The organism is Candidatus Binatia bacterium (assembly GCA_035631035.1).
Taxonomy (GTDB): Bacteria; Eisenbacteria; RBG-16-71-46; order SZUA-252; family SZUA-252; genus DASQJL01.
In genome coordinates this window covers 48,747-68,485 of sequence record DASQJL010000060.1, presented here as the reverse complement: position 1 = coordinate 68,485, position 19,739 = coordinate 48,747, and the positions used below count along the sequence as shown (strand labels likewise).

The 19,739-nt window shown below is 71.4% G+C and carries 18 protein-coding genes; 11 read left to right on the top strand and 7 right to left on the bottom strand.

Annotated elements, in window-relative coordinates; all coding sequences use genetic code 11:
• Positions 1 to 85 precede the first annotated feature (85 nt).
• The 7 genes from VE326_05870 to VE326_05840 all read left to right on the top strand — a co-directional run bounded on the left by VE326_05870 (position 86) and on the right by VE326_05840 (position 9,204).
• Entirely contained in the window at positions 86 to 832 is a 747-nt protein-coding gene (locus VE326_05870) for a hypothetical protein (protein ID HYJ32730.1), read from the top strand.
• Between the two features lie 244 nt (positions 833 to 1,076).
• Positions 1,077 to 2,237, top strand: coding sequence for a glycosyltransferase (locus VE326_05865; GenBank protein ID HYJ32729.1), 1,161 nt, complete (start codon positions 1,077 to 1,079; stop codon positions 2,235 to 2,237).
• Entirely contained in the window at positions 2,234 to 3,877 is a 1,644-nt protein-coding gene (locus VE326_05860) for an FAD-dependent oxidoreductase (GenBank protein HYJ32728.1), read from the top strand. Before VE326_05865 ends, VE326_05860 begins: the two co-directional genes overlap by 4 nt.
• A 4-nt stretch (positions 3,878 to 3,881) precedes the next feature.
• Positions 3,882 to 5,726, top strand: a complete 1,845-nt coding sequence (locus VE326_05855) for a glycoside hydrolase family 2 TIM barrel-domain containing protein (GenBank protein ID HYJ32727.1) — start codon at positions 3,882 to 3,884, stop codon at positions 5,724 to 5,726.
• A 2-nt stretch (positions 5,727 to 5,728) separates the two neighbouring features.
• Complete coding sequence (gene galT, locus VE326_05850; GenBank protein ID HYJ32726.1) at positions 5,729 to 6,844, top strand: galactose-1-phosphate uridylyltransferase; 1,116 nt, start codon at positions 5,729 to 5,731, stop codon at positions 6,842 to 6,844.
• Positions 6,845 to 6,857: 13 nt separating this feature from the next.
• On the top strand, positions 6,858 to 7,973 hold the full coding sequence (galK, locus tag VE326_05845) for a galactokinase (GenBank protein ID HYJ32725.1): 1,116 nt from the start codon (positions 6,858 to 6,860) through the stop codon (positions 7,971 to 7,973).
• Positions 7,974 to 7,980: 7 nt separating this feature from the next.
• A complete protein-coding gene (locus VE326_05840) occupies positions 7,981 to 9,204 on the top strand; it encodes a beta-glucosidase (GenBank protein HYJ32724.1) in 1,224 nt (407 codons plus the stop codon).
• A gap of 43 nt (positions 9,205 to 9,247) precedes the next feature.
• Here the strand turns inward: VE326_05840 and VE326_05835 are convergent, their stop codons facing one another.
• Positions 9,248 to 10,003 carry a phosphatase PAP2 family protein gene (locus VE326_05835; GenBank protein ID HYJ32723.1) on the bottom strand — a complete coding sequence of 252 codons (756 nt, stop codon included), beginning with the start codon at positions 10,001 to 10,003 and terminating at the stop codon, positions 9,248 to 9,250.
• 120 nt (positions 10,004 to 10,123) lie between these two features.
• On the opposite strand from VE326_05835, the gene VE326_05830 reads away from it, so the two are divergent.
• Together VE326_05830 and VE326_05825 are read left to right on the top strand one after the other, a co-directional pair.
• On the top strand, positions 10,124 to 11,095 hold the full coding sequence (locus VE326_05830; protein HYJ32722.1) for a hypothetical protein: 972 nt from the start codon (positions 10,124 to 10,126) through the stop codon (positions 11,093 to 11,095).
• Positions 11,096 to 11,122: 27 nt separating this feature from the next.
• On the top strand, positions 11,123 to 12,235 hold the full coding sequence (locus VE326_05825; protein ID HYJ32721.1) for a hypothetical protein: 1,113 nt from the start codon (positions 11,123 to 11,125) through the stop codon (positions 12,233 to 12,235).
• Here VE326_05825 and VE326_05820 read toward each other — a convergent pair.
• The 3 genes from VE326_05820 to VE326_05810 all read right to left on the bottom strand — a co-directional run bounded on the left by VE326_05820 (position 12,205) and on the right by VE326_05810 (position 15,692).
• Positions 12,205 to 13,758 carry a DHA2 family efflux MFS transporter permease subunit gene (locus VE326_05820; protein ID HYJ32720.1) on the bottom strand — a complete coding sequence of 518 codons (1,554 nt, stop codon included), beginning with the start codon at positions 13,756 to 13,758 and terminating at the stop codon, positions 12,205 to 12,207. The two genes, VE326_05825 and VE326_05820, sit on opposite strands and share 31 nt — an antisense overlap.
• Positions 13,755 to 14,831 carry an HlyD family secretion protein gene (locus VE326_05815; protein ID HYJ32719.1) on the bottom strand — a complete coding sequence of 359 codons (1,077 nt, stop codon included), beginning with the start codon at positions 14,829 to 14,831 and terminating at the stop codon, positions 13,755 to 13,757. The genes VE326_05820 and VE326_05815 overlap by 4 nt, the downstream gene beginning before the upstream one ends.
• A 171-nt stretch (positions 14,832 to 15,002) precedes the next feature.
• Positions 15,003 to 15,692 (bottom strand): lipid-binding SYLF domain-containing protein, encoded by a 690-nt coding sequence (locus VE326_05810; protein ID HYJ32718.1) that lies wholly within the window; start codon positions 15,690 to 15,692, stop codon positions 15,003 to 15,005.
• 119 nt (positions 15,693 to 15,811) lie between these two features.
• On the opposite strand from VE326_05810, the gene VE326_05805 reads away from it, so the two are divergent.
• The gene (locus VE326_05805) at positions 15,812 to 16,507 is read left to right on the top strand and encodes a histidine phosphatase family protein (protein ID HYJ32717.1); all 696 of its coding nucleotides are present in this window, start codon (positions 15,812 to 15,814) and stop codon (positions 16,505 to 16,507) included.
• Position 16,508: 1 nt separating this feature from the next.
• On the opposite strand, the gene VE326_05800 is transcribed toward VE326_05805, so the two are convergent.
• The 3 genes from VE326_05800 to VE326_05790 are packed head-to-tail and all read right to left on the bottom strand — an operon-like array spanning position 16,509 to position 18,339.
• Positions 16,509 to 16,883 carry a DUF423 domain-containing protein gene (locus tag VE326_05800; protein HYJ32716.1) on the bottom strand — a complete coding sequence of 125 codons (375 nt, stop codon included), beginning with the start codon at positions 16,881 to 16,883 and terminating at the stop codon, positions 16,509 to 16,511.
• Positions 16,880 to 17,803, bottom strand: a complete 924-nt coding sequence (locus VE326_05795; protein HYJ32715.1) for a tetratricopeptide repeat protein — start codon at positions 17,801 to 17,803, stop codon at positions 16,880 to 16,882. The genes VE326_05800 and VE326_05795 overlap by 4 nt, the downstream gene beginning before the upstream one ends.
• Positions 17,800 to 18,339, bottom strand: a complete 540-nt coding sequence (locus tag VE326_05790; protein HYJ32714.1) for a TerB family tellurite resistance protein — start codon at positions 18,337 to 18,339, stop codon at positions 17,800 to 17,802. The genes VE326_05795 and VE326_05790 overlap by 4 nt, the downstream gene beginning before the upstream one ends.
• A gap of 92 nt (positions 18,340 to 18,431) precedes the next feature.
• Here VE326_05790 and VE326_05785 point away from each other — a divergent pair, with 92 nt between their 5' ends.
• A complete protein-coding gene (locus VE326_05785; GenBank protein HYJ32713.1) occupies positions 18,432 to 19,736 on the top strand; it encodes an MFS transporter in 1,305 nt (434 codons plus the stop codon).
• Positions 19,737 to 19,739: the final 3 nt, after the last annotated feature.

Sequence of the window (19,739 nt, the reverse complement as noted above, 5' to 3'; positions counted from 1 at the left end):
GCCGTGGCCCCGTGGGGGGCGGCACGGCGGTTGCAGCTCCGTCCTCTCGCAAGGGGGCCGCGCACGCGGCCCGAAAGGGGGAGCCATGAAATCGATCGTCCTCACGGTGTCGCTCCTCGCGGCCGTTCTCGCGATCGCGGCGCCGGCGGTGGGGAAGGAATCCCCGCCCGCGACGCCTTCGCCCGCTCCGGCTCTGTTCCTGAGTCGCGTCGACCAGGTCATGATCTCGACCGAGGAGTTCTCGGACTGGATGGCGCATCACAAGACGCGGATGGAGCTGCGCGACACGAACAAGGCCATCGAGCAGATGTGCGACCGGCTGCAGGATGCCGAACGCAGGATGAGCGCCATCGCGAGCGACTCGGAAATCAAGCCCGGTGACGCGCAGGGGAAGGAGATCCAGCAGTTCGGAAACGAGATCGGCACCGTCGCGCGCGAGCTCACGACGCTGCACGCATCGCTCCGGCGGATCGCGGAGGCGACGCCCGCCGTGGCGGACTCGGTCGCGTCCACGGAGCGGCAGCGGATCGAGGGGCGTCAGAGCGAGCTGATCGCCGCCCTGGACCTCGCGGACAAGCATGCCCGCGAGACGCACGCATGGATGATCGAGAAGCCGGCGCCGCGCGGACTGGACGAGATGTGCCGCGACATGGACCTCTCTCGCGACGAGCTGCGGGGCGTCGTGACGTCCCTGGGGCGCCTGGCGGCCGACCCCGTGCTCACGAGCGACCGCGTCCGCGATCTGGTCCAGATCCAGGACTGCTCGCGCGCGCTGCTCGCGGCGCTGGGGCAGGCGCAGGATCGCATCGAAGCGCTCGCCAGGACTCCCTAGCCGGGAGCCCGTTTCTCGAGAGCAGCAAGGGTGGTACCGCGAAGCGCGCCGGCGTGTAAAGACCGCCACGCTTTTGTAAGCCCTTCGGTCCGGCGCGCTTCGGCCATCGCCGTCCCTTCGCGGAACTCACGAAAATAGCGCGATCTCCCGCCTTTCGGCGTGGCATGGAAGCTGCTGCCGGTCGACGGCATCTGCACCCGGGCCACACCCGCAATCGGGATTCGTTTCGCCGGAGATCGCGTCCATGGAATACACCCCCGTCGTCGTCTTTTCGCACCTGCGCTGGAACTCGGTGTTCCAGCGGCCGCATCACATCATGACCCGCCTGGCCCAGCGCCGGGACATCCTCTTCGTGGAAGAGCCGGTGACCAACGGCGCCGTCGCGGGGCTCGAAGTCATGCGCGTCGCTCCCCGCGTTCGCGTCGTCCAGCCGCATCTCCCGGTCGAGGGCCCGGGGTTCGGCCCGCGCCAGGAGCGGATCCTGAGCGCGCAGCTCGCCCGGTTCCTGGAGCGCGAGGGCTACGAGCGCTTCGCGGCCTGGCTCTACACTCCGATGGCGGTGTCGGTGGCGCAGGGGCTGCAACCCACGGCGATCATCTACGACTGCATGGACGAGCTCTCGCACTTCCTCCACGCTCCCGCCGGAATCCGGGAGCGCGAGCAGGAGCTGTTCGAGTGCGCCGACGCCGTCTTCACGGGCGGGCCCAGCCTCTATCGCGCGAAGCAGCGGCTCCATCCCTACGTCCATTGCTTCCCGAGCAGCGTCGACGTGAAGCACTTCGCGAGCGCCGCCTCGGTTCCGGAGGTGCGCGCGCAGGCCCGCCTCCCGCGCCCGCGCTTCGGCTTCTTCGGGGTGATCGACGAGCGCATGGACCTGGACATCCTGCGCCACCTGGCCGCCGAGCGGCCCGAGTGGACGTTCGTGATGGTCGGCCCGGTCGCGAAGATCGATCGCTCGGCGCTCCCGTGGGGAGCCAACCTCCGATACATGGGGCAGCAGCCCTACCACGATCTGCCCGGCTACCTGGCGGGATGGGACGTCTGCCTCATGCCGTTCGCGAAGAACGAGGCGACGCGGTTCATCAGCCCGACCAAAGTGCTCGAGTACATGGCGGCCGACCGTCCCATCGTCAGCACGTCGATCGAGGACGTGGCGGAGCCCTACCGCGACATCGTGTTCCTGGGGGACGGACCGGAAGGGTTCCTCGAAGCGTGCGAGCGCGCGCTCGCCCAGAGCGAGGCCGAGCGGGCGTCACGGCGCGCGAGGGCCCGCGAGGTGCTCGCCGGCACGTCCTGGGACGAGACGGTGGATCGGATGGACGCCATTCTTCGCCGGGTTGCCGGCGATTCGACCCACCGCGAGGCGCCGGCCTACCCGGCGGCCTCCGCGAGGTCGATCGCGTGACGCCCCGCACCGCGGTCGTTCTGGGAGCCGGGCCCACCGGACTCTCGGCCGCTCTGACGCTGGGCGACGAGGCGGTCCTGGTGGAGCGCGAATCGAGGGTGGGCGGCTGCTGCCGCTCGATCGTCTCCGGCGGTTTCACCTTCGATCACGCCGGCCACATCATGTTCTCCAACGATCCCTACGTGCACGACCTCTACCGCCTCCTCCTCGGGGACAACGTCCATTGGCAGGAGCGGGAGGCCTGGATCTACAGCAAGGGCGTCCACACCCGGTATCCGTTTCAGGGCGCGCTCTACGGCTTGCCGAACCAGGTCATCAAAGAGTGCCTGGTCGGCGCGATCGAGGCTCGCTTCGGCCCCTTGAGGCCCCCCGATGCGAAGACGCTGAAGCCGATGACGTGCGCCGCGGCGGAGGGGAACGGCAACGGCCATGCGAACGGGAACGGTCATTCAAACGGGCATGGCAACGGGCACGCGAACGGCCACGTGAACGGCCACGCGAACGGCCATGCGAACGGCCACGGGCGGCTGACCGGCGGCGACGTGAAGGACTGCTGCGCCGACGGGATCCTGGAAGCCGAGGCGCCGCTCGCCGCGCCCGAGGCGCTCGCGGCGGCCGAAGGCGCGCCATGGACGGAGCCCCGGAGCTTCGAGGAGTTCATCTATCGCGTGTGGGGCTCGGGCATCGCGAAGCACTTCGCGATTCCGTACAACCGGAAGCTCTGGAAGGTGCCGCTGGATCAGATGGAGACGTCCTGGCTGGGTGGCCGCGTGCCGCTCCCCGATCTCGAGGAGATGATCGACGGGGCGCTCTCGCCGGTGCCGAAGCCGATGGGCCCCAACGCGCGGTTCGGCTATCCGCTGCGCGGGGGGTTCCAGGCGCTGATGGATGGATTCCTGCCGCGGCTCCGCGCCGATCTGCGCCTCGAGACCGAGGCGGTTCGGCTCTGCCCCTCGAAGCGCATGGCCTGGCTCAGCGACGGCTCGACGCTGGAGTACGAGACCCTGATCAGCACGATTCCGTTGCCGCGCCTGGTGCGCCTCCTGGGACCCGAGGCTCCGTCGGCGGTGCGCGACGCGGCCGCCGGGCTCCGCCATCTCTCCGTGCGCTGCGTGAATCTCGGCGTCGGACGGCCCGACCTGACCGAGAAGCACTGGATCTATTATCCCGAGGACACGGTGTTCCACCGGATCTTCGTGCAGGGAAATGCCAGTCCCCACTGCAACCCGCCGGGAGGGTTCGGCCTCACCTGCGAGATCACCTATTCCGGCGATCACCCACTTCCGGCCGACGGCGAGGCGCTCACGGAGCGCTGCATCGCGGACTGCCGCAGGGTGGGGCTGATCGGCGACGAGGATCCGATCTGGACGGCGTGCCAGGCCGACCTGCCGTACGCCTACGTCATCTACGACCATGAGCGCAGGGAGCGGGTGGAGCACATCCGCGCCTGGCTCCTGGAACGCGACATCTTCCTCGCGGGACGCTTCAGTGAATGGGAGTACTACAACTCGGACCATGCCTTCATCGCGGGAAGGAACGCCGCGCTGAAGGCCTGCGAACGGCGCGAGGAGCGCCGGGCGCTGACCCGGCGGCCGGGGCGGCCGGCGCCGGGGACCGAGCGGGCGCCGATGACGCTCTGAGCGCGTGAACGAGCGGGACGAGATCGCGGCGCACCCACGCCCGCAGCGGCGGCGTCCGTGGTGGCGCTCGCTCGACGGTCCGTGGGAGTTCGCGCTGGAGACGACCGCGGTCTGGGAGATGCCGGAGGACGTCCGCTGGAGCGGCACGATCGAGGTCCCGTTCGCGCCGGAGGCTCCGGCCAGCGGGATCGGCGACGACGGATTTCACGAAGCCTGCTGGTACCGGCGCACGCTGGAGGTCCCGAAGCTGGACCCCGGCGAGCGCCTCCTCCTCCACTTCAACGCCGTGGACTACGCCGCCTCCATCTGGGCGAACGGCTGCCGCGTCGCCTTCCACGAGGGAGGCTACACCCCCTTCGTCGCCGACCTCACCGAGTTCGCCGCCCACGCACCGGTCACGATCGTGGTGCGCGCCCACGACGACCCTCACGATCTGGCCAAGCCGCGCGGCAAGCAGGACTGGGAGCGCGAGCCGCACTCGATCTGGTATCCGCGCACGTCAGGCATCTGGCAGAGCGTGTGGCTGGAGCGCGTCCCGGAGACCTCGATCGACTCGCTCCGCTGGACTCCCAATCTCGAGCGCTGGGAGATCGGCCTGGAGGCGCGGATCGACGGGCGGTCCCGCGACGACCTGCGCCTGCGCGTCGAGATGCGCGCGAACGACCTGCTGATCGCCGACGACATGTACGCGGTCGTCTCGGGAGAGGTGAACCGCAAGATCGCCTTCTCCGACCCGGGGATCGACGACTACCGGAACGCGCTTCTCTGGAGTCCCCACTCGCCGACCCTGATCGACGCGCGGCTCCAGCTGATCGACGCGACGGGACGGGTGATCGACCGCGTGGACAGCTACACGGCGCTTCGATCGATCACGACCGAGGGGCGGACGGTGCTCCTGAACGGGCGTCCCTATCCGCTCCAGATGGTCCTCGACCAGGGCTACTGGCCCGGATCCGGCCTCACCGCGCCCAGCGTGGAGGCGCTCCGAAAGGACGTCGAGCTGGCGAAGGCGATGGGCTTCAACGGCGTCCGCAAGCACCAGAAGATCGAAGACGAGCGCTACTACTTCTGGGCCGACTGCCTGGGACTCCTGGTCTGGGTGGAGATGCCGAGCGCCTATCGCTTCACGACCCGCTCGATCGAACGGGTGACGCGCGAGTGGCTGGAGGTGCTCCGGCGCGACTACAGCCATCCCTGCGTCATGGCCTGGGTGCCCTTCAACGAGTCCTGGGGGGTGCCCAACCTTCCGGAGGTGCCGGCGCAGCGCCACTTCGTCCAGTCGCTCTACAGCCTGACGAAGACGGTGGACCCGACGCGCCCGGTGGTGGGCAACGACGGCTGGGAGAGCAGCGCCACGGACATCATCGGCATCCACGACTACGACGATCAGCCGGAGCGGATCGCGGCGCGCTACCGGAGCGACGAGGACCTGCCGAGCCTCTTCCAGCGCCATCGCCCGGGAGGGCGCGCGCTGGCGCTGGCCGGGCATCCCCACGAGGGAATGCCGATCATGCTGAGCGAGTTCGGAGGCATCGCCTTCAGCGCGAAGCGGGCGCCCTACTGGGGCTACTCGTGCGCCGCCGCTCCCGAAGACCTGTCGGCGCGCTACAAGGCGCTCCTCGACGTCGTGCGCGCCTCGCCCGCGCTCGCGGGCTTCTGCTACACGCAGTTCTCGGACACCTATCAGGAAGCGAACGGCCTCCTGGACGCCGACCGCATGCCCAAGATTCCGATCGAGCAGATCGCCGACGCGACGCGCGGCCCGCGCGTGCCGCGCCACCAAGCGGAGCAGCAGAAGCGGGTGGAGCGGGGCGCGCCGGGCAGCCAGCACGACGCGGCGGCGCCGTGAGCATGCCGGCCTCGCCCGCCGCCACGATCCGGCGCCGACTGACCAAGCCGGACGGACGGTCGGTGTGGCTCTACGCCGCCGAGCCGATCCCGGAGGGAATCGAGGCGCCCGCGCCGCGCGGCGGACCCGTCGTCGCGACGCCGGAGCTGCGGTGGCATCCGCTCCGGGCGGAGTGGGTGGACTATGCCGCGAACCGCCAGGAGCGCACCTTCCTGCCTCCGGCGGGCTACGATCCGCTGGCCCCGACGGAGCCCGGCGGCGAGCCGACCGAGCTGCCGGCCGGGCCGTGGGAGGTGGCGGTCTTCGAGAACCGTTTCCCGTCGCTCGCTCCCGGAGCGCCCGAGCCTCCGGGCACGCTCGTGCCGACGCGCCCGGGGCGCGGCGCGTGCGAGGTGGTGGTCTACACGCAGGCGGCGAAAGGGGGGCTGGGGGACCTCGAGCTTTCGCGCGTCGAGATGCTGATCGACGTCTGGGCCGATCGCACGCGCGAGCTGGGAGCGCGGCCGGAGATCGAGTACGTGATGCCGTTCGAGAACCGCGGCGTCGAAGTCGGGGCCACGCTGCAGCACCCGCACGGACAGATCTACGCCTACCCCTTCGTGCCACCGATTCCCGCGCGCGAGCTGGAAGAGGAGCGGCGGCATCGGGCGCGCTCCGGCCGGGGGCTCCTCGAGACCCATCTCGAGGCGGAGCTGGCCGACGGCCGGCGCATCCTGTTCGACGAGGAGGGCGTCGTGGCGTTCGTGCCGGTGTTCGCCCGCTATCCCTACGAGGTCTGGGTCGCGCCACGCGCTCCGGTGCCGGGGCTTCCCGACGTCGACGCGCCGCTCCGCGCCGCGTTCGCGCGCGCGCTTCGCGCCGTGGTGCGCGGCTACGACGCGCTCCGCGGACGCCCGTTCCCCTACGTGATGGTGTTCCACCAGGCGCCCACCGACGGCGCGGCGCATCCCGAAGCGCACCTCCACGTGGAGTTCTATCCCCCCTATCGGACGACCGAGCGGCTGAAGTATCTCGCGGGGACGGAGATCGGGGCCGGCATGTTCACGAACGACGCGCTCCCCGAGGCCAAGGCCGCCGAGCTCCAGGCGGCGCTGTCCGCGGCCGGGGAGCTTCGGTGAGGAGGAGATCCTCGTGAGCGGATTCGCGCGGCGCTTCGGGCGCCCGCCCGAGACCCAGGCGCGCGCGCCGGGGCGCGTGAACCTGATCGGGGAGCACGTCGACTACAACGGCGGCTCGGTGCTCCCGACGGTGATCCCCCAGTGCGCTTCGGTCGAGCTCGCCGCCGGGGAGGGCCGGGTCGTTCGGCTGTCGAGCGCGGAGGCGGGCGGCTCCGACCTGAGGTACGAGCTTGGGGACGAGACTCCGCGGGGATCGTGGATCGATTACGCGCAGGGCGCGACGCGCCTCCTGGCGGTCGAAGGATTCGCGTTCGGCGGCTTCGACGCCTGCATCCGATCCGACGTGCCGATCGGAAAGGGCCTCTCCTCGAGCGCCGCGCTCACGGTGGCGCTGCTCCGCGCGCTCCGCGATCGGTTCCAGCTCTCCCTGGACGACGTGGCGCTCGCGCGGCTCGCCCAGCGGGTGGAGAACGAGTTCGTCGGCGCGCGGGTGGGGATCATGGACCCGATGGCCTCGAGCCTCGGCAAGGAGGGACAGGCGCTCCTCCTCCGCACGAAGGACCTCACCTACCGCTACGTGCCGATCCCCGAGTCGGTGGAGATCGTCGTCGTGGACTCGGGGCAGGAGCACCGGAACGCGAGCGGCGCCTACAACCGCCGCCGCGCCGAGTGCGAGGAGGCGGCCCGACGTCTCGGGGAATCGCTTCTGTGCGACCTGCCGGTCTCGGCGTGGAGACGGATTGCGACGCTCCCCCCGCCGCTCGACCGCCGCGCGCGGCACGTGGTGACGGAGAACGAGCGGGTGCACGCCGCCGTCGCGGCGCTGGAGGGCGCGCGTTTGGAGGAGCTGGGCGCCCTTCTGGACGCGTCCCACCGCTCGCTCCGCGACGACTACGAGGTCTCCACCCCCGAGGTGGACGCGCTCGTCGAGGCGCTCCGCTTCCGCGACGGGGTCCTCGGGGCCCGGCTCACGGGCGGCGGCTTCGGCGGCGCCGTGATCGCCCTGGCCCGCGCGGGCTTTGGAGAAGCGGCCGCGCGCGAGGCCGCGTCCGAGTACGGCCGGGCCACCGGGCTGCGTCCGGCGGTCGTCATGCCGCAGGGCCGTCTCGCGGCGGCGGCCCGGGAGTAGCGCGCCGGTGGACGGTCGGATCGCGGCCAGCTACTTCATGGGCGGATTCGAGTGCTCGACGCACCGGCTCCGGACCGGCCGCCGTCTCGACCTGGCCGCCTCCACGCGCCACGAGGAGTTCGCTTCCGAGGACTACGCGCGGCTCGCGCGACTTGGGATGCGCACCGCGCGCGACGGGATCCGCTGGCACCTCATCGAAGCCGCCCCCGGACGCTACGACTTCGAGGGCGCCCGCAGGATGGTGCGCGCCGCGCTTGAGGAAGGCGTCCAGGTGATGTGGGACATCCTCCACTTCGGATGGCCCGATCACGTGGATCCCTTCTCGGAGGACTTCCCGAAGCGGCTCGGCGCCTTCGCGCACGCGTTCGCGGAGGTGCTCCGCGAGGAAGGGGACTTCGCGCCGCTCGTGGCGCCCGTGAACGAGATCTCCTTCCTCGCCTTCGCCGGCGGCGAGGCGGGCTTCTTCAATCCGTTCGCCCACGGGAAAGGGGACGCGCTGAAGCACCAGCTGGTGCGGGGGGCGCTGGCGGCGGGACGCGCGGCGCGGGACGTGAATCCGGCCACGCGCCTCGTCCACACCGATCCGATCATCCACGTGATCGCGCGGCCCGACCGTCCGGAAGACGAGCCCGCCGCGCGCGCCCACGAAGAGGCGCAGTACGCGAGCTGGGACGCGATCGCCGGGCGGGCGCATCCCGAGCTGGGGGGATCGCCGGACATGCTGGACATCCTCGGCGTGAACTACTACGTCCACAACCAGTGGGCCTACCCCGGGGGGCACCGCTCGATGGTGCGCCCTTCGAGTCCGCGATACCGCCCCGTGCACGAGATGCTGAGGATGGTCTACGCGCGCTACGGGCGACCCCTCTTCATCGCCGAGACCGGGATCGAGGAGGCGCCGCGTCCCGCGTGGCTCGCCTACATGGCGCACGAGGCGCGCGCGGCGATCCGCCGCGGCGTGGAGTGCTTCGGCCTCTGCCTCTATCCGATCGTGAACCATCCCGGCTGGGACGACGATCGCCACTGCCGGAACGGCCTCTGGGATTACGCGGACGATCTGGGCGACCGCCCGCTCTACGTTCCGCTGGCCGAGGAGCTGGCGCGGCAGCGCGTGCTGCAGGAGCGCCTGGGTCTTCCGGGATCGGAGGCCCGGGATCCCGCTCCGGACCTTGCGGGGTTCGACACCATCGCGGAATGGGTGGCGGAAGCGACGGAGCGCTCGCGGGGGTAGGGGAGGGGGCGCGCCGGCGCGACGCGGCGTGAGGCCGCCGCGCTCAGAAGGTCGCGACGAGCGAGAGGCCGCCGGGAGCGACGCCCAGCCCGAGTGCCGGCTTCACGCGCTCGGGCTCCGGGGCCGCGGAGTGCCGCGCCGAGGCCACCGCCAGTCCGATCGCCGTGCCGATTCCCGCGCCCACGACCACGTCCGACAGGTAATGCTTCCGATCCTCCATCCGTCCGAGCGCCGTGCTCGTGGCGAAGGCATACGCGGGGAGCGCCGCCAGCCATCCGAACCGGCGCGCCAGCACGGGCGCCACCGCGAAGGCGGCGGCCGTGTGGCCGGAAGGGAAGGAGTAGGCTCCGCCGTTCGGGCGCGTGCGGCGCACGGCGACCTTGAGCGCGGTCACCGCGATGCCGGTGTAGGCGAGCGAGCGCGCCATCTCCGATCCGGCGCGGACCCAGTCGGGGTGCTTTTCCACCAGACCCGCCCCCGTGAGGCCGGCGGTGACGCCGGCGAGCACGAGGCCGCTTCCGTAGATGTTGCCGAAATCGGCGGGCACGTCCACGGCGCCCCGGCCGAGGGCGTGCTCTTCGGTGTCGGCATTCTCGACCAGGAACGAGGCCGCCCCGAGCACCGCGGCGCCGGCCAGAACGTCGGCGGTCCGGCGGCTCGCCAGGCTCTTCATGTCCCGCGTGAGGAACGAGGCGCCGGCCGGAGCGGCGGCCAGGGGGCCGACCCCCAGGGAAACGAGAAGGGCGATGGGGATGGCGCGCAAGGCTCGGGACGGGTGCCGCGTGCGGACGAGACGCATGGGGTGCCCTCTCCTACCCCGTGGGGGAGCATCGGTTCCGGTCGAGAAGGACCGCTCCGGTGCCGATGCCGTCGTCGAAGGGCCGCGGACTCCTTCCGCGGGCCGCGGCAGGAGGAACCCATGAGCGATCCCCTTTCGAGTCCGTCCTATCGTCCGATCGGCGAGGAGCCGAGCGGCGCCTCGGCGCTGCTCCGCCATGTCCTGCCGCTCGCGCTCGTGGCCGTCGTGGCCGTCGGCTTCCTGGCGCCGGAGCTCCTGCGCCGCGTCCTGCCCGGGGTGGACCCGATCGCGGCGCGCATGACCGCGATCGTGGGGCTGTTCCTCTTCGTCGCCATCACCGGAATACGCGAGGGCCGCCGGAGGCTCGCGTCCCGCCGCTCCGCGTTCGCCTCCTTCGCCGCGAGCGTCGGAGGGCGCGTGACGGAGCGACGGCCGGGGCCCGGTCCGTCGGCATGGGAAGCCGCCGGACACGTGGAGTACGACGTCCAGGGCCGCCCGGCGGTGCTCAGCGCGGTGAATTCCAAGGAAGCCTCGTTCGCGTTCCGTCTCGCCTGCGACGTCGCGCTTGGCCGCGACTTCCAGTTTCAGATCCTCCCGGGCGGCCGGGCGATGCGCTTCGTGCTCTCCAAGTCCTTCCTCCTTCCGGTCCTCTCGGTGGCGGTGAAGACTTCGGGAAGCGGGCGCGCGAGCGTGCGACGGTGGACGGTGGGCGCCGACGGGAGCGCGGCGGGATCCATGACCGACCCGGCGCAGCTCATCGATCGGATGCGCTACCTGGCGGACGATCCCGTCACGACCGGCGACACGTCGTTCGACAACGCCTATCTCGTCAAGGCGAGCGACCGGGATGCGGGACGCGCGTTCGCGTCCGATCCCGGCTTCCGCGCCGCGATCGCGGCGCTCGCGGGCCGGGCTCCGACGTTTCAGGTCGGTCTGGAGTCGGAGACGGCGGGGGGAACTGCCCGGCTCGTGATCGCGGCGACGGCCGAAGCGTCTCCCGAGCTCTTCCTCGCGATGGACGGGGCGCTGCGCGCGACCGTCGCCGGGCTCGCGCGGGCCGGGATCGTCGACGGCGCGCGCGGCGTGGCCTGACCGGGCTCCCTCCGCTACCATCCGCCCATGACCCCGGACAGCGCCGCGCCGCGCGCCATCCGCCGCCTCCCGCTCGTCGTCCGGGATGCCGAGGCGGGCCGGAACGCGGAGCGGTTCTTCGTCGCGGCGATCGCGACGCTCCTCGGATTGCGGGCGCTTCTCGCCGCCACCGGCTACCCGCAGATCGGCGGCCGACACATCCACATCGCCCACATGCTGTGGGGCGGCCTGGTGCTGACGGCGGCCCTCCTCCTCGTCCTGGTCTCCATCGGCCGCCGCACGCGGCCGGCCGCCGCGTTCCTGGGCGGCGTGGGATTCGGGCTCTTCATCGATGAACTGGGGAAGTTCCTGACGCGCGATAGTGATTACTTCTATCGTCCTGCAATATCAATCATTTACTTCGTATTTCTAACGTTGTTTCTAGGGATGCGCGCGCTGCTCGCGCGGCGCCAGCTGACCGAGGACGAATGCCTCGCCAACGCCATCACGCTGATCAAGGACATGGCGCTGGAAGACCTCGATCCCGACGAGAAAGCGCAGGCCGCGGCACTGCTCGACCGGTGCGATCCCAAGGACGCGCGCGTGATCGCGGTGCGGGGCTTCCTCGACCGGCTGAACACGGTCTCCGCGCCGCCGCCCGGCCTCCTCGAGCGGGCGCGGCACCGGCTCCAGCCTCGCGTGGAGCGGATCCTCACGCGGCCCCGCTTCCCGCGGGTGCTCGCCGGAATCCTGTTCGCCCTCGCGGTATCGGGACTGGCGTGGGCCGTCTCCACGGCGCGCGGCCTGCCGATGACCGGGCACCCGGAGGGGCAGACGCATCTCGACATCGGCTATGCGAGCTGGGGGGAGATCGCCTCGAACGGCATCGCCTGCGTGCTGATGATGGCGGGAGTCGTGCGGCTCTTCGGAAACCGGAACGCCGCGTACCGCCTCTTTCGGCGCTCGGTTCGCGTGACCGTCTTCGTGACGCAGTTCTTCGTGTTCTACCACGCGCAGATGGCCGGCGTGATCTGGCTGGGGCTCAATGTCATCGCGCTCGGAGTCCTGGACTACCTGATCGCGCGCGAAGAGAAGGCGCCCGCCGTCGCCGCGGAAGAGCGGCGGCCGGTTCAGGCCTCGGCGGCGACCGACTCGGCGTGATCGCCGCCCTCGTGCCCGCGCAGGAGGAACGCGAGCGGCACCGCGGCGACGAAGAGGATGGCCACGAGGAAGAAGGCATGGTTGTACGCCATGACCGTCGCCTGGCCGAGCACGATCCGGTCGAGCGCGGCGAGCGCGCGCCGCGCCGCCTCCACCGAATCGGCGGAGGCGCGCGCGAAGCCGCTCCGCGCGGCGGCGAGCCATCGCGACGTCGCTTCGCTGTAGCCGGTGACCTGCCAGGATAGGATCGCGTGGTAGCGGCGCGTCCCGGTCTGGAGCTGGGTCGCCGCCAGCGCGACGCCGACGCTGCCGAAGACCTGCCGCACCACGTTGTAGAGGCCGGCCGCGGCCGTCACATCGCGGCGCGGAATGGTCGCGAGCGCGGCCGTGCTCAACGCCACGAAGATCAGCCCGAATCCCACGCCCTGCCAGATCTGAGGCACCAGGATCGATGCGGCGCTCGTCTGGAGCGAGAGGCGCGACAGGTCGTAGAACGACCACGCGCTCACCGCGAGCCCGGCGGCCACCAGCGCGCGCGGGCCGATCCGGTTGTAGAGATAGCCGCTCAGCGGCATGACCACGGCCATCGTGATGCTGCGCGGAGCGAGCGCCAGCCCCGACTGCATGGCGGTGTAGCCGAGCAGGCGCTGGAGGAAGAGCGGCAGGATGAAGAGGCTTCCGTAGAGTCCCATCCCGAGGATCCCGCCGAGGAACGTGGCCGAGCTGAAGGAGGCGTTCTTCGCCAGGCGCAGGTTCACCGCCGGCCGCTCCGTCGTGAGCTCGCGCCAGAGGAAGAGCGTCAGCCCCGCCGCGGCCGTCACGGCCAGCGCGAGGATCCAGGTCGATTCGAACCAGTCCTTCTCGGCCCCCTGCTCCAGCACCAGCTGCAGGCAGCCCAGTCCCACCGTCATGAGCGCGAGACCGGGGAAGTCGATCGAGCCGGTATCCCGCGCCAGGTAGGGCGGGTCGTGCACGTAGCGCAGGACCAGGAAGAGGCAGAGCATCCCGAGCGGGACGTTGATGAAGAAGATCCAGGGCCACGAATAGGTGTCGGTCAGCCAGCCCCCCAGCGTGGGGCCCACGGCGGGCGCGACCACGACGCCCATGCCGTAGAGGCCCATCGCCAGCCCCTGCTCCTCGGGCGGGAAGGTCTCGCGGAGGATCGCCTGGGAAACCGTCATGAGCACGCCCCCGCCGATCCCCTGGAGGATGCGGAACACCACCATGAGGGGAAGGGAGCGCGCCATCCCGCAGAGCATGGAGGCGGAGGTGAAGAGGACGATGTTGGCGACGTAGAAGCGCTTCCGCCCGAACCGCGCCGAGAGGAGGGCGATGATCGGCATGATCACCACGTTCGCGAGCATGTAGCCCGCGATGACCCAGGTGATCTCGGTCGTGGAGGCGCCCAGGCTCCCGCTCATGTCGGGCAGGGCCACATTCACGATGCTCGCGTCGAGGACGGCCATGATCGTTCCGGTCAGCACGCTGACCGTGATCAGCCATCGCGGCGCGGAGCGGTTCACCGCGTCGTGCGGACCGAAACCCGGACGCTCATCCCGGGACGCAGGGGGCGCGCGGGATCGGGGGGCTCGTCCAGGGCGATCTTCACGGGGACGCGCTGCACGACCTTGACGAAGTTCCCGGTCGCGTTGTCGGGTGGGAGCAGGGAAAAGCGCGCGCCCGTCGCGGGGCTCAGGCTCTCGACGTGGCCGCGGAACGAGTGCCCGTGATAGGCGTCCGCGCGAATCGTGGCGGGATCGCCGGGCTTCAGCTCCTCGAGCTGGGTTTCCTTGAAGTTGGCCACGACCCAGACGTCCCGGAGCGGCACGACGGCGAGGAGCGCCTGGCCGGGCTGCACCAGCTGGCCCACCTCGACGCTCTTCTTCGTCACGACGCCGTCGTGCGGCGCCGTGATGCGCGCGTAGGATTCCTCGAGGGCCGCTTCGTCGCGCTCCGCCACCGCCGAGGCGACTTTCGCGGTCGATCCTCTCGAGCCGGCGACGGCGGCCTCCGCCCGGTTCTGCGCGGCGCGGAGCGCGGCCTGGGCGGCCTGCGCCGCCGCGACCGCGTTGTCCAGCTCCTGGCGCGCGATCGCCCCCTGGGCCGCGAGCTCGCGGTCGCGGCGCAGCTCCGCCGCGGTGCGATCGGTCTCGGCGCGCGCCTGCGCGACGGCCGCCCGCGCCGCGCCCACTTCGGCCGCGCTCTCGCCGCCGGGGCCGGTCGAGGACCGGGCCACGGCGAGATCGGCCTCCGCCTTGCGAAGCCGCGCCGTCAGGTCCTTGTCGTCGAGCACGACCAGGAGATCTCCGGCGCGGACGCGCTGGTTCTCTTCGACGCGGACCTCGCGGACGTACCCGCTCACGCGCGAGAGGACCGGGATCACGTGCCCCTCGACCTGCGCGTCGTCGGTGCCCTCGCGCCCCCGCGAGGAGAGCCAGAAGTATCCGGCGACGGCCGCGACGAGGAGCAGGGCGACGCCGGCGATGACGAGCATCTTCGTCCGGCGCGGCCTCGTTCGGACCGGCTCGGCCGGCGCTTCCTTCAGGGGCGGCGCCTCCTTCAGCGGGCCGCGGCGAACGGCGGAATCGGCATCCATACAAAAGACTTGGAAGCCGGAGCACCCGGTTGCGGTTCAGGGGCCTCCGGGACCGGTCCCGAGTGGTTCCGCCAGGGCCTGGCTAATCACCGGTAAAGCAACATTCTAGGCTCGCCGTCTCAGAAGATAGGCGAACCCTCCGTCGCCGCAACGGCAGCCCGGCGCGGCTCCCTACGGAAGCGCCTCCACGAACGCCCGCGCCGCGGGCGGGTTCGCCGGAGCCGCATGGTCCGTCAGGATCTTCTTCCCGTCCGCCGAGGGGCCGTAGAAGCGGCGGGTGGCCTTGTCGTCGGGGGCGACGCGCGCCCCTTCCAGCGAGATCCCCGCGAAGAGCCCTTTCGATCGCGCATAGGAATAGATCTCGGCGTCGAGCTTGAGATCGGTGGAGGCCTCGGCGGTCCGGCCCACCGGCCCCGCGGCGAGGCCCGCCTTGCCGCCGAGCGTGAACTTGCTCTCCATCAGCGATCGGGCGCTCTTGTCGGTCATGAAGAAGAGCACGACGTCGGCCTTCTCCACCCCGATCTGGAACCCGAAGCTCCCTCCTTTGACCGTGAGGAAGATCGGCGGGCCCCAGTGGCCCGAGGCGTCCCGGCAGCTCATCACGCCCTTCCCGACGCGCGCGCCCCAGCCCAGCGCGCCCTTCACCATGCCGGGGAAGACGGCGACGCAGCGGGCGCGCTCCATCAGCGGGCGCGGGATGTTCTCGTCCTTCATGTCGCGGATCTCCTGGAAGGCGACGCGGGCCTTGTCGAGGCGCTCCGCCTCGTCGCTCGGTACGGAATCGGCGGCGCGCGCCGCGGGCGCCAGAGCGGCGACGCCGAACAGGACCGCGGTCGCGAATCGGATCAGCTTGGGGTGCATCGTGGCCTCCGTGGCTCGGGGACGATCGTTCGGCCCTTCCTGCTGCCCATTAACTGTAGTCCACGCCGGTCCCGATCGCGCTACCCTACGTGCATGCGACGATCCCGAGAAGAACGCCGGTGACGGGGCGCGAGGCGACGCGCCTCTACATCGCCCGGCACGGCGCCACGCCGCTGACCGCCGAGGACCGCTTCTCCGGAGACGAGGGGGTCGAGCTCTCCGAAGAGGGGCGCCGCCAGGCCGCGCTCCTGGGCGAGCGCCTTCGCGGCGAGGGGATCGCCGCCGTCTACGCGAGCCCGCTCTCGCGCGCCATGGACACGGCGCGCCTCGCCTGCGCCGCGTGCGGCGAGGCGAGCCTCGAGCCGATGGCGCGCGACGGCCTGCGGGAGATCCGGCACGGGCACTGGGAAGGGAAGAGCCGCACCGAGGTCGAGGCTCGCTTCGGGAGCGAGTACGCCGCCTGGGAGGCCGACCCCTTCACGTTCGCGCCGGAGGGAGGGGAGTCGGGCGTCCAGGTGCTCGCGCGGGCGCTGCCGGTGATCCGGGAGATCGTGACGCGTCACGAAGGGGCGCGCGTCCTCGTCGTGTCGCACAAGGCGACCATCCGCCTCGTGCTCTCCAGCCTGCTCGGGATCGACGAGCGCGGGTACCGCGACCGCCTGGACCAGGCGCCGGCCGCGCTCAACGTGCTCGACTTCAAGGGTCCCGTGCGCGCCCGCCTCATGCTGTTCAACGACACCTCGCATTACGCGAGCCGGCCGCGCGTGCCGGGGAGGAACCTCTCGAAGTGGTGGGACCGGGAACGGGCGGAGTAGCTCAGCGCCTCGCGAAGGACCACGCGAGAAACGCCCAGCCCCCGAGGTAGCAGAGGCCGCCCAGGGGGGTGACGGCGCCCCAGAGGCGGACGCCGCTCAGCGCGAGCGCGTAGAGGCTTCCCGCGAAGATCACCTGACCCAGCACGAAGAGCCATCCGGCCGCGGTCGCCGGGCCCGTGGCGGCGCGGTCCAGAGCCAGGGCGACCGCGACCAGGGCCAGCGCGTGGATCAGCTGGTAGCGCGCCCCCGTCTCGAAGACCTGGAGCCGCTCCGGCGGAAGGGTGTCGCGAAGGGCGTGCGCGCCGAATGCGCCCGCCGCGACCCCCAGGAAGCCGAAGACCGCGCCCAGCATGCCGAAGAGCGCGGCGGGCTTCATCGGGAGTGGGGACCGGCCGCGCCGGAGGGGGCGTCCGCCGCCGGAAGGCCGCCGAGACGCCGCATCCGCTCGAGCCGCGCCGGCTCGTCGCGGCGGAGCCAGGGATCCTCGGAGAGGACCTTCCAGGCCGCGGCGAAGTGCGGCTTCGCTCCGGCGTCGTCGCCGCGCGCGAGGAGGATCTCGCCGATCTCCTCGTGGACGTAGCCGTCGGGCGCGCCGACCGCCTCGTTCTCGGCGAGGAGACGACGCTGGGTCGCGAGCGCCTCGTCCAGCCTTCCCAGCGAGCGGAGCGCCCGCGCCACGCACCACCGCGCGATCCGGACGAGCCCCGCCTTCCCCTCGGCCTCGCGCGCGGCCAGGGCCTTCTGGAAGAGGTCGAGAGCCCTCGCCGCGTCCCCCGCGTCGTGCCAGGTCCAGCCGAGGTTGTTGTAGAGGGAGCCGAGCCAGCGGCGCGCCTTGGGGTCGCTGGAGGCCTCGGCGTAGGCGATCGCTTTCTCGTTCCACGCAACCGACGCGTCGCCGCGCTCGACGATGCCGAGCATGTGCGCCGCGTCCACGGCCAGCCCTCCGGCGCCCGTCTCGCGCGCGAGATCCCAGGCTTCGAGGAAGAAGGGCTTCGATTCCTCGCGCCGCTTCGAGGAGTTGAGCACCCGGCCGCGTTCCAAGAGGAGGCGCACGCGCGCCGTCGGCGTCTCGGGGGTGATCAGCGCCTCGGCCTCGTCCAGCGTTTTCGAGGCGTGATCGAACTTCATCTGCAGCCCCTCGGCCCGCGCCACCTGGGTGAGGAGCTGGGCCAGGTAATCGGGATCGCCGGAGGCGCGCGCCAGCGGCAGGAGTGCCGCGAACGCGGCTTCGGACGCCTCGGGATGGTCGAAGTCCCAGACCGAATCGAGGTCGGGCAACGGCGCGAAACGGGTCATGGCGTCTCCTCCCGCAGGCGCGCCACGTGCTCCCGGTAGCTCGCGCGCGCGGCGATGAAGTCCTCGTGGGCCAGGTCCAGCTCCTTCACGATGCGGCGGATCTCGTTCTCCTCGACTCCGGAGATGTTCTCGTCGGCCGCCGACACCGCAAAGAGGCACCCGAGCAGCTCGCGCTTCTGCTCGGGGGTGGCGGTCTTCGCGAAGTCGCGGGTGATCGAGAAGCTGTCGGTGGCGCCGAACAGTCGGTGCTGCACCTTGGCGATCTCGACGACGAGCACCGCCTCGGCCTCGTCCAGGCCGCCCAGGGCCTGGACCTGGCGTTCCATGGCGCGGGTCTCCATCTCGGTCACCTCGAGATCGGCGTTGGCGACGCGGCCCAGCACGTAGGCGAACCGCGCGACGTAGCGCGCCCGGTCCGGGTCGAGGCGCTCGAGGCGCTCGACCACGTCGCGCATCGCCTCGGCCGACGAGGCGAAGGTGCCGGGGTCCCGGTCCTCGGGCTCCCGCTCCACACCGAAGAATCTCCAGATCGACATCGTTCCTCCCGGCGGGGAGGGTAGCACCCTTTGGCGTTGCCTCCGAGCCCCCGCATCGCGCAGGGTTCCCGCGTGACGGAGCGTTCCCCGGCGTGAGACTCCCCGATCTCCTGGCCACGCGGCGCGGGCGTCTGGCCGCCTTCTTCCTCCTCTACGTCACCGAGGGGATTCCCGCGGGGTTCACCGGAACCGCCGTTGCGACGCAGATGCGGCGGCAGGGGCTGGATCCGGCGGCCATCGGCGGATTCATCGCGGCCCTCTACCTTCCCTGGGCGGTCAAGTGGGCGTTCGGCCCCTTCGTGGACGTGCTCTCGGTGGAGCGGTGGGGGCGCCGCCGCTTCTGGATCCTCCTCACGCAGGGGATGATGGCGGTGAGCCTCCTGGCCGCCGCCCCCGTGGAGTTCCGGAGCCATCTCGGGCTCTTCACCGCGATCATCCTGGTCCACAACGTGTTCGCGGCGACGCAGGACGTCGCGATCGATTCCCTCGCGGTGAACACGCTCCAGGGCGGCGAGCGCGGGCTGGCGAACGGGCTCATGTTCGCGGGGCAGTACCTCGGGAACGCGGCCGGGGGCGCCGGCGTTCTCCTGCTCACCCCGCTCGTCGGCTTCCGCGCGACCTTCCTCGTGGTGGCCGGGGCGATCGCGCTCGTCACGCTGCTCGTGCCGGTGCCGATGCGGGAGGCGGCGGGGCCGCCGCGCGCGGCGCGCGCCGGTTCGCCGGCGATCGCCGTCGCCCGCGAGATCGGGCGGTTCGCGCGGGACGCGGCGCGGGCCTTCACCGGAAGCCGCCCCGCGCTCCTCGCCATTTTCCTGGCGCTCCTGCCGATGGGCGCGTATGCGCTCTCCCTCTCGCTGCAGTCCAATCTCGCGGTGGAGCTGGGACTGACCGACACGCAGATCGGAATCCTCGGACTCTGGAGCACCGTCCTTTCGGCGGGGTTCTGCGTGCTCGGAGGATGGCTCTCCGACCGCTTCGGCCGGCGCCGCACCCTGGCCCTCTTCGTGGTCGGCACCACGCTTCCGACGTTCGCCATGGCCCTGGCCATGCGCCACTTCGGCTGGATCCTGCCGGTGGATCCCTCGATGCCCGGGCGCCCCGTGGTCCCGCACGAGCTGGTCCGGCTCTTCTGGGTGCTGACGCTGGGCTATTCCGTCTTCCAGGGGCTCATGTACGGGGTCGGCACCGCCATCTACATGGACGTGACGACACCGGCGGTGGCCGCGACGCAGTTCACCGCGTACATGGCCCTCTGCAACCTCGTCTACTCCTATACGTCGGGATGGCAGGGGCACGCGCTCGTGCGGTGGGGCTATCCCGCCACCCTGGCCCTGGATGGCGCGTTCGGACTGGTCTCGCTCGTCCTGCTTCCCTTCATGGGACGCCCGCGCCGATAATCA

What these genes read in the sequence shown, in the direction of transcription:
- VE326_05815 (HYJ32719.1), bottom strand. Translation starts at nt 14,831, where the DNA reads ATGGATGCCGATTCCGCCGTTCGCCGCGGCCCGCTGAAGGAGGCGCCG.
- VE326_05810 (HYJ32718.1), bottom strand. Translation starts at nt 15,692, where the DNA reads ATGCACCCCAAGCTGATCCGATTCGCGACCGCGGTCCTGTTCGGCGTC.
- VE326_05830 (HYJ32722.1), top strand. Translation starts at nt 10,124, where the DNA reads ATGAGCGATCCCCTTTCGAGTCCGTCCTATCGTCCGATCGGCGAGGAG.
- VE326_05795 (HYJ32715.1), bottom strand. Translation starts at nt 17,803, where the DNA reads ATGACCCGTTTCGCGCCGTTGCCCGACCTCGATTCGGTCTGGGACTTC.
- VE326_05865 (HYJ32729.1), top strand. Translation starts at nt 1,077, where the DNA reads ATGGAATACACCCCCGTCGTCGTCTTTTCGCACCTGCGCTGGAACTCG.
- VE326_05870 (HYJ32730.1), top strand. Translation starts at nt 86, where the DNA reads ATGAAATCGATCGTCCTCACGGTGTCGCTCCTCGCGGCCGTTCTCGCG.
- VE326_05825 (HYJ32721.1), top strand. Translation starts at nt 11,123, where the DNA reads ATGACCCCGGACAGCGCCGCGCCGCGCGCCATCCGCCGCCTCCCGCTC.
- VE326_05790 (HYJ32714.1), bottom strand. Translation starts at nt 18,339, where the DNA reads ATGTCGATCTGGAGATTCTTCGGTGTGGAGCGGGAGCCCGAGGACCGG.
- VE326_05800 (HYJ32716.1), bottom strand. Translation starts at nt 16,883, where the DNA reads ATGAAGCCCGCCGCGCTCTTCGGCATGCTGGGCGCGGTCTTCGGCTTC.
- galT (HYJ32726.1), top strand. Translation starts at nt 5,729, where the DNA reads ATGCCGGCCTCGCCCGCCGCCACGATCCGGCGCCGACTGACCAAGCCG.
- VE326_05835 (HYJ32723.1), bottom strand. Translation starts at nt 10,003, where the DNA reads ATGCGTCTCGTCCGCACGCGGCACCCGTCCCGAGCCTTGCGCGCCATC.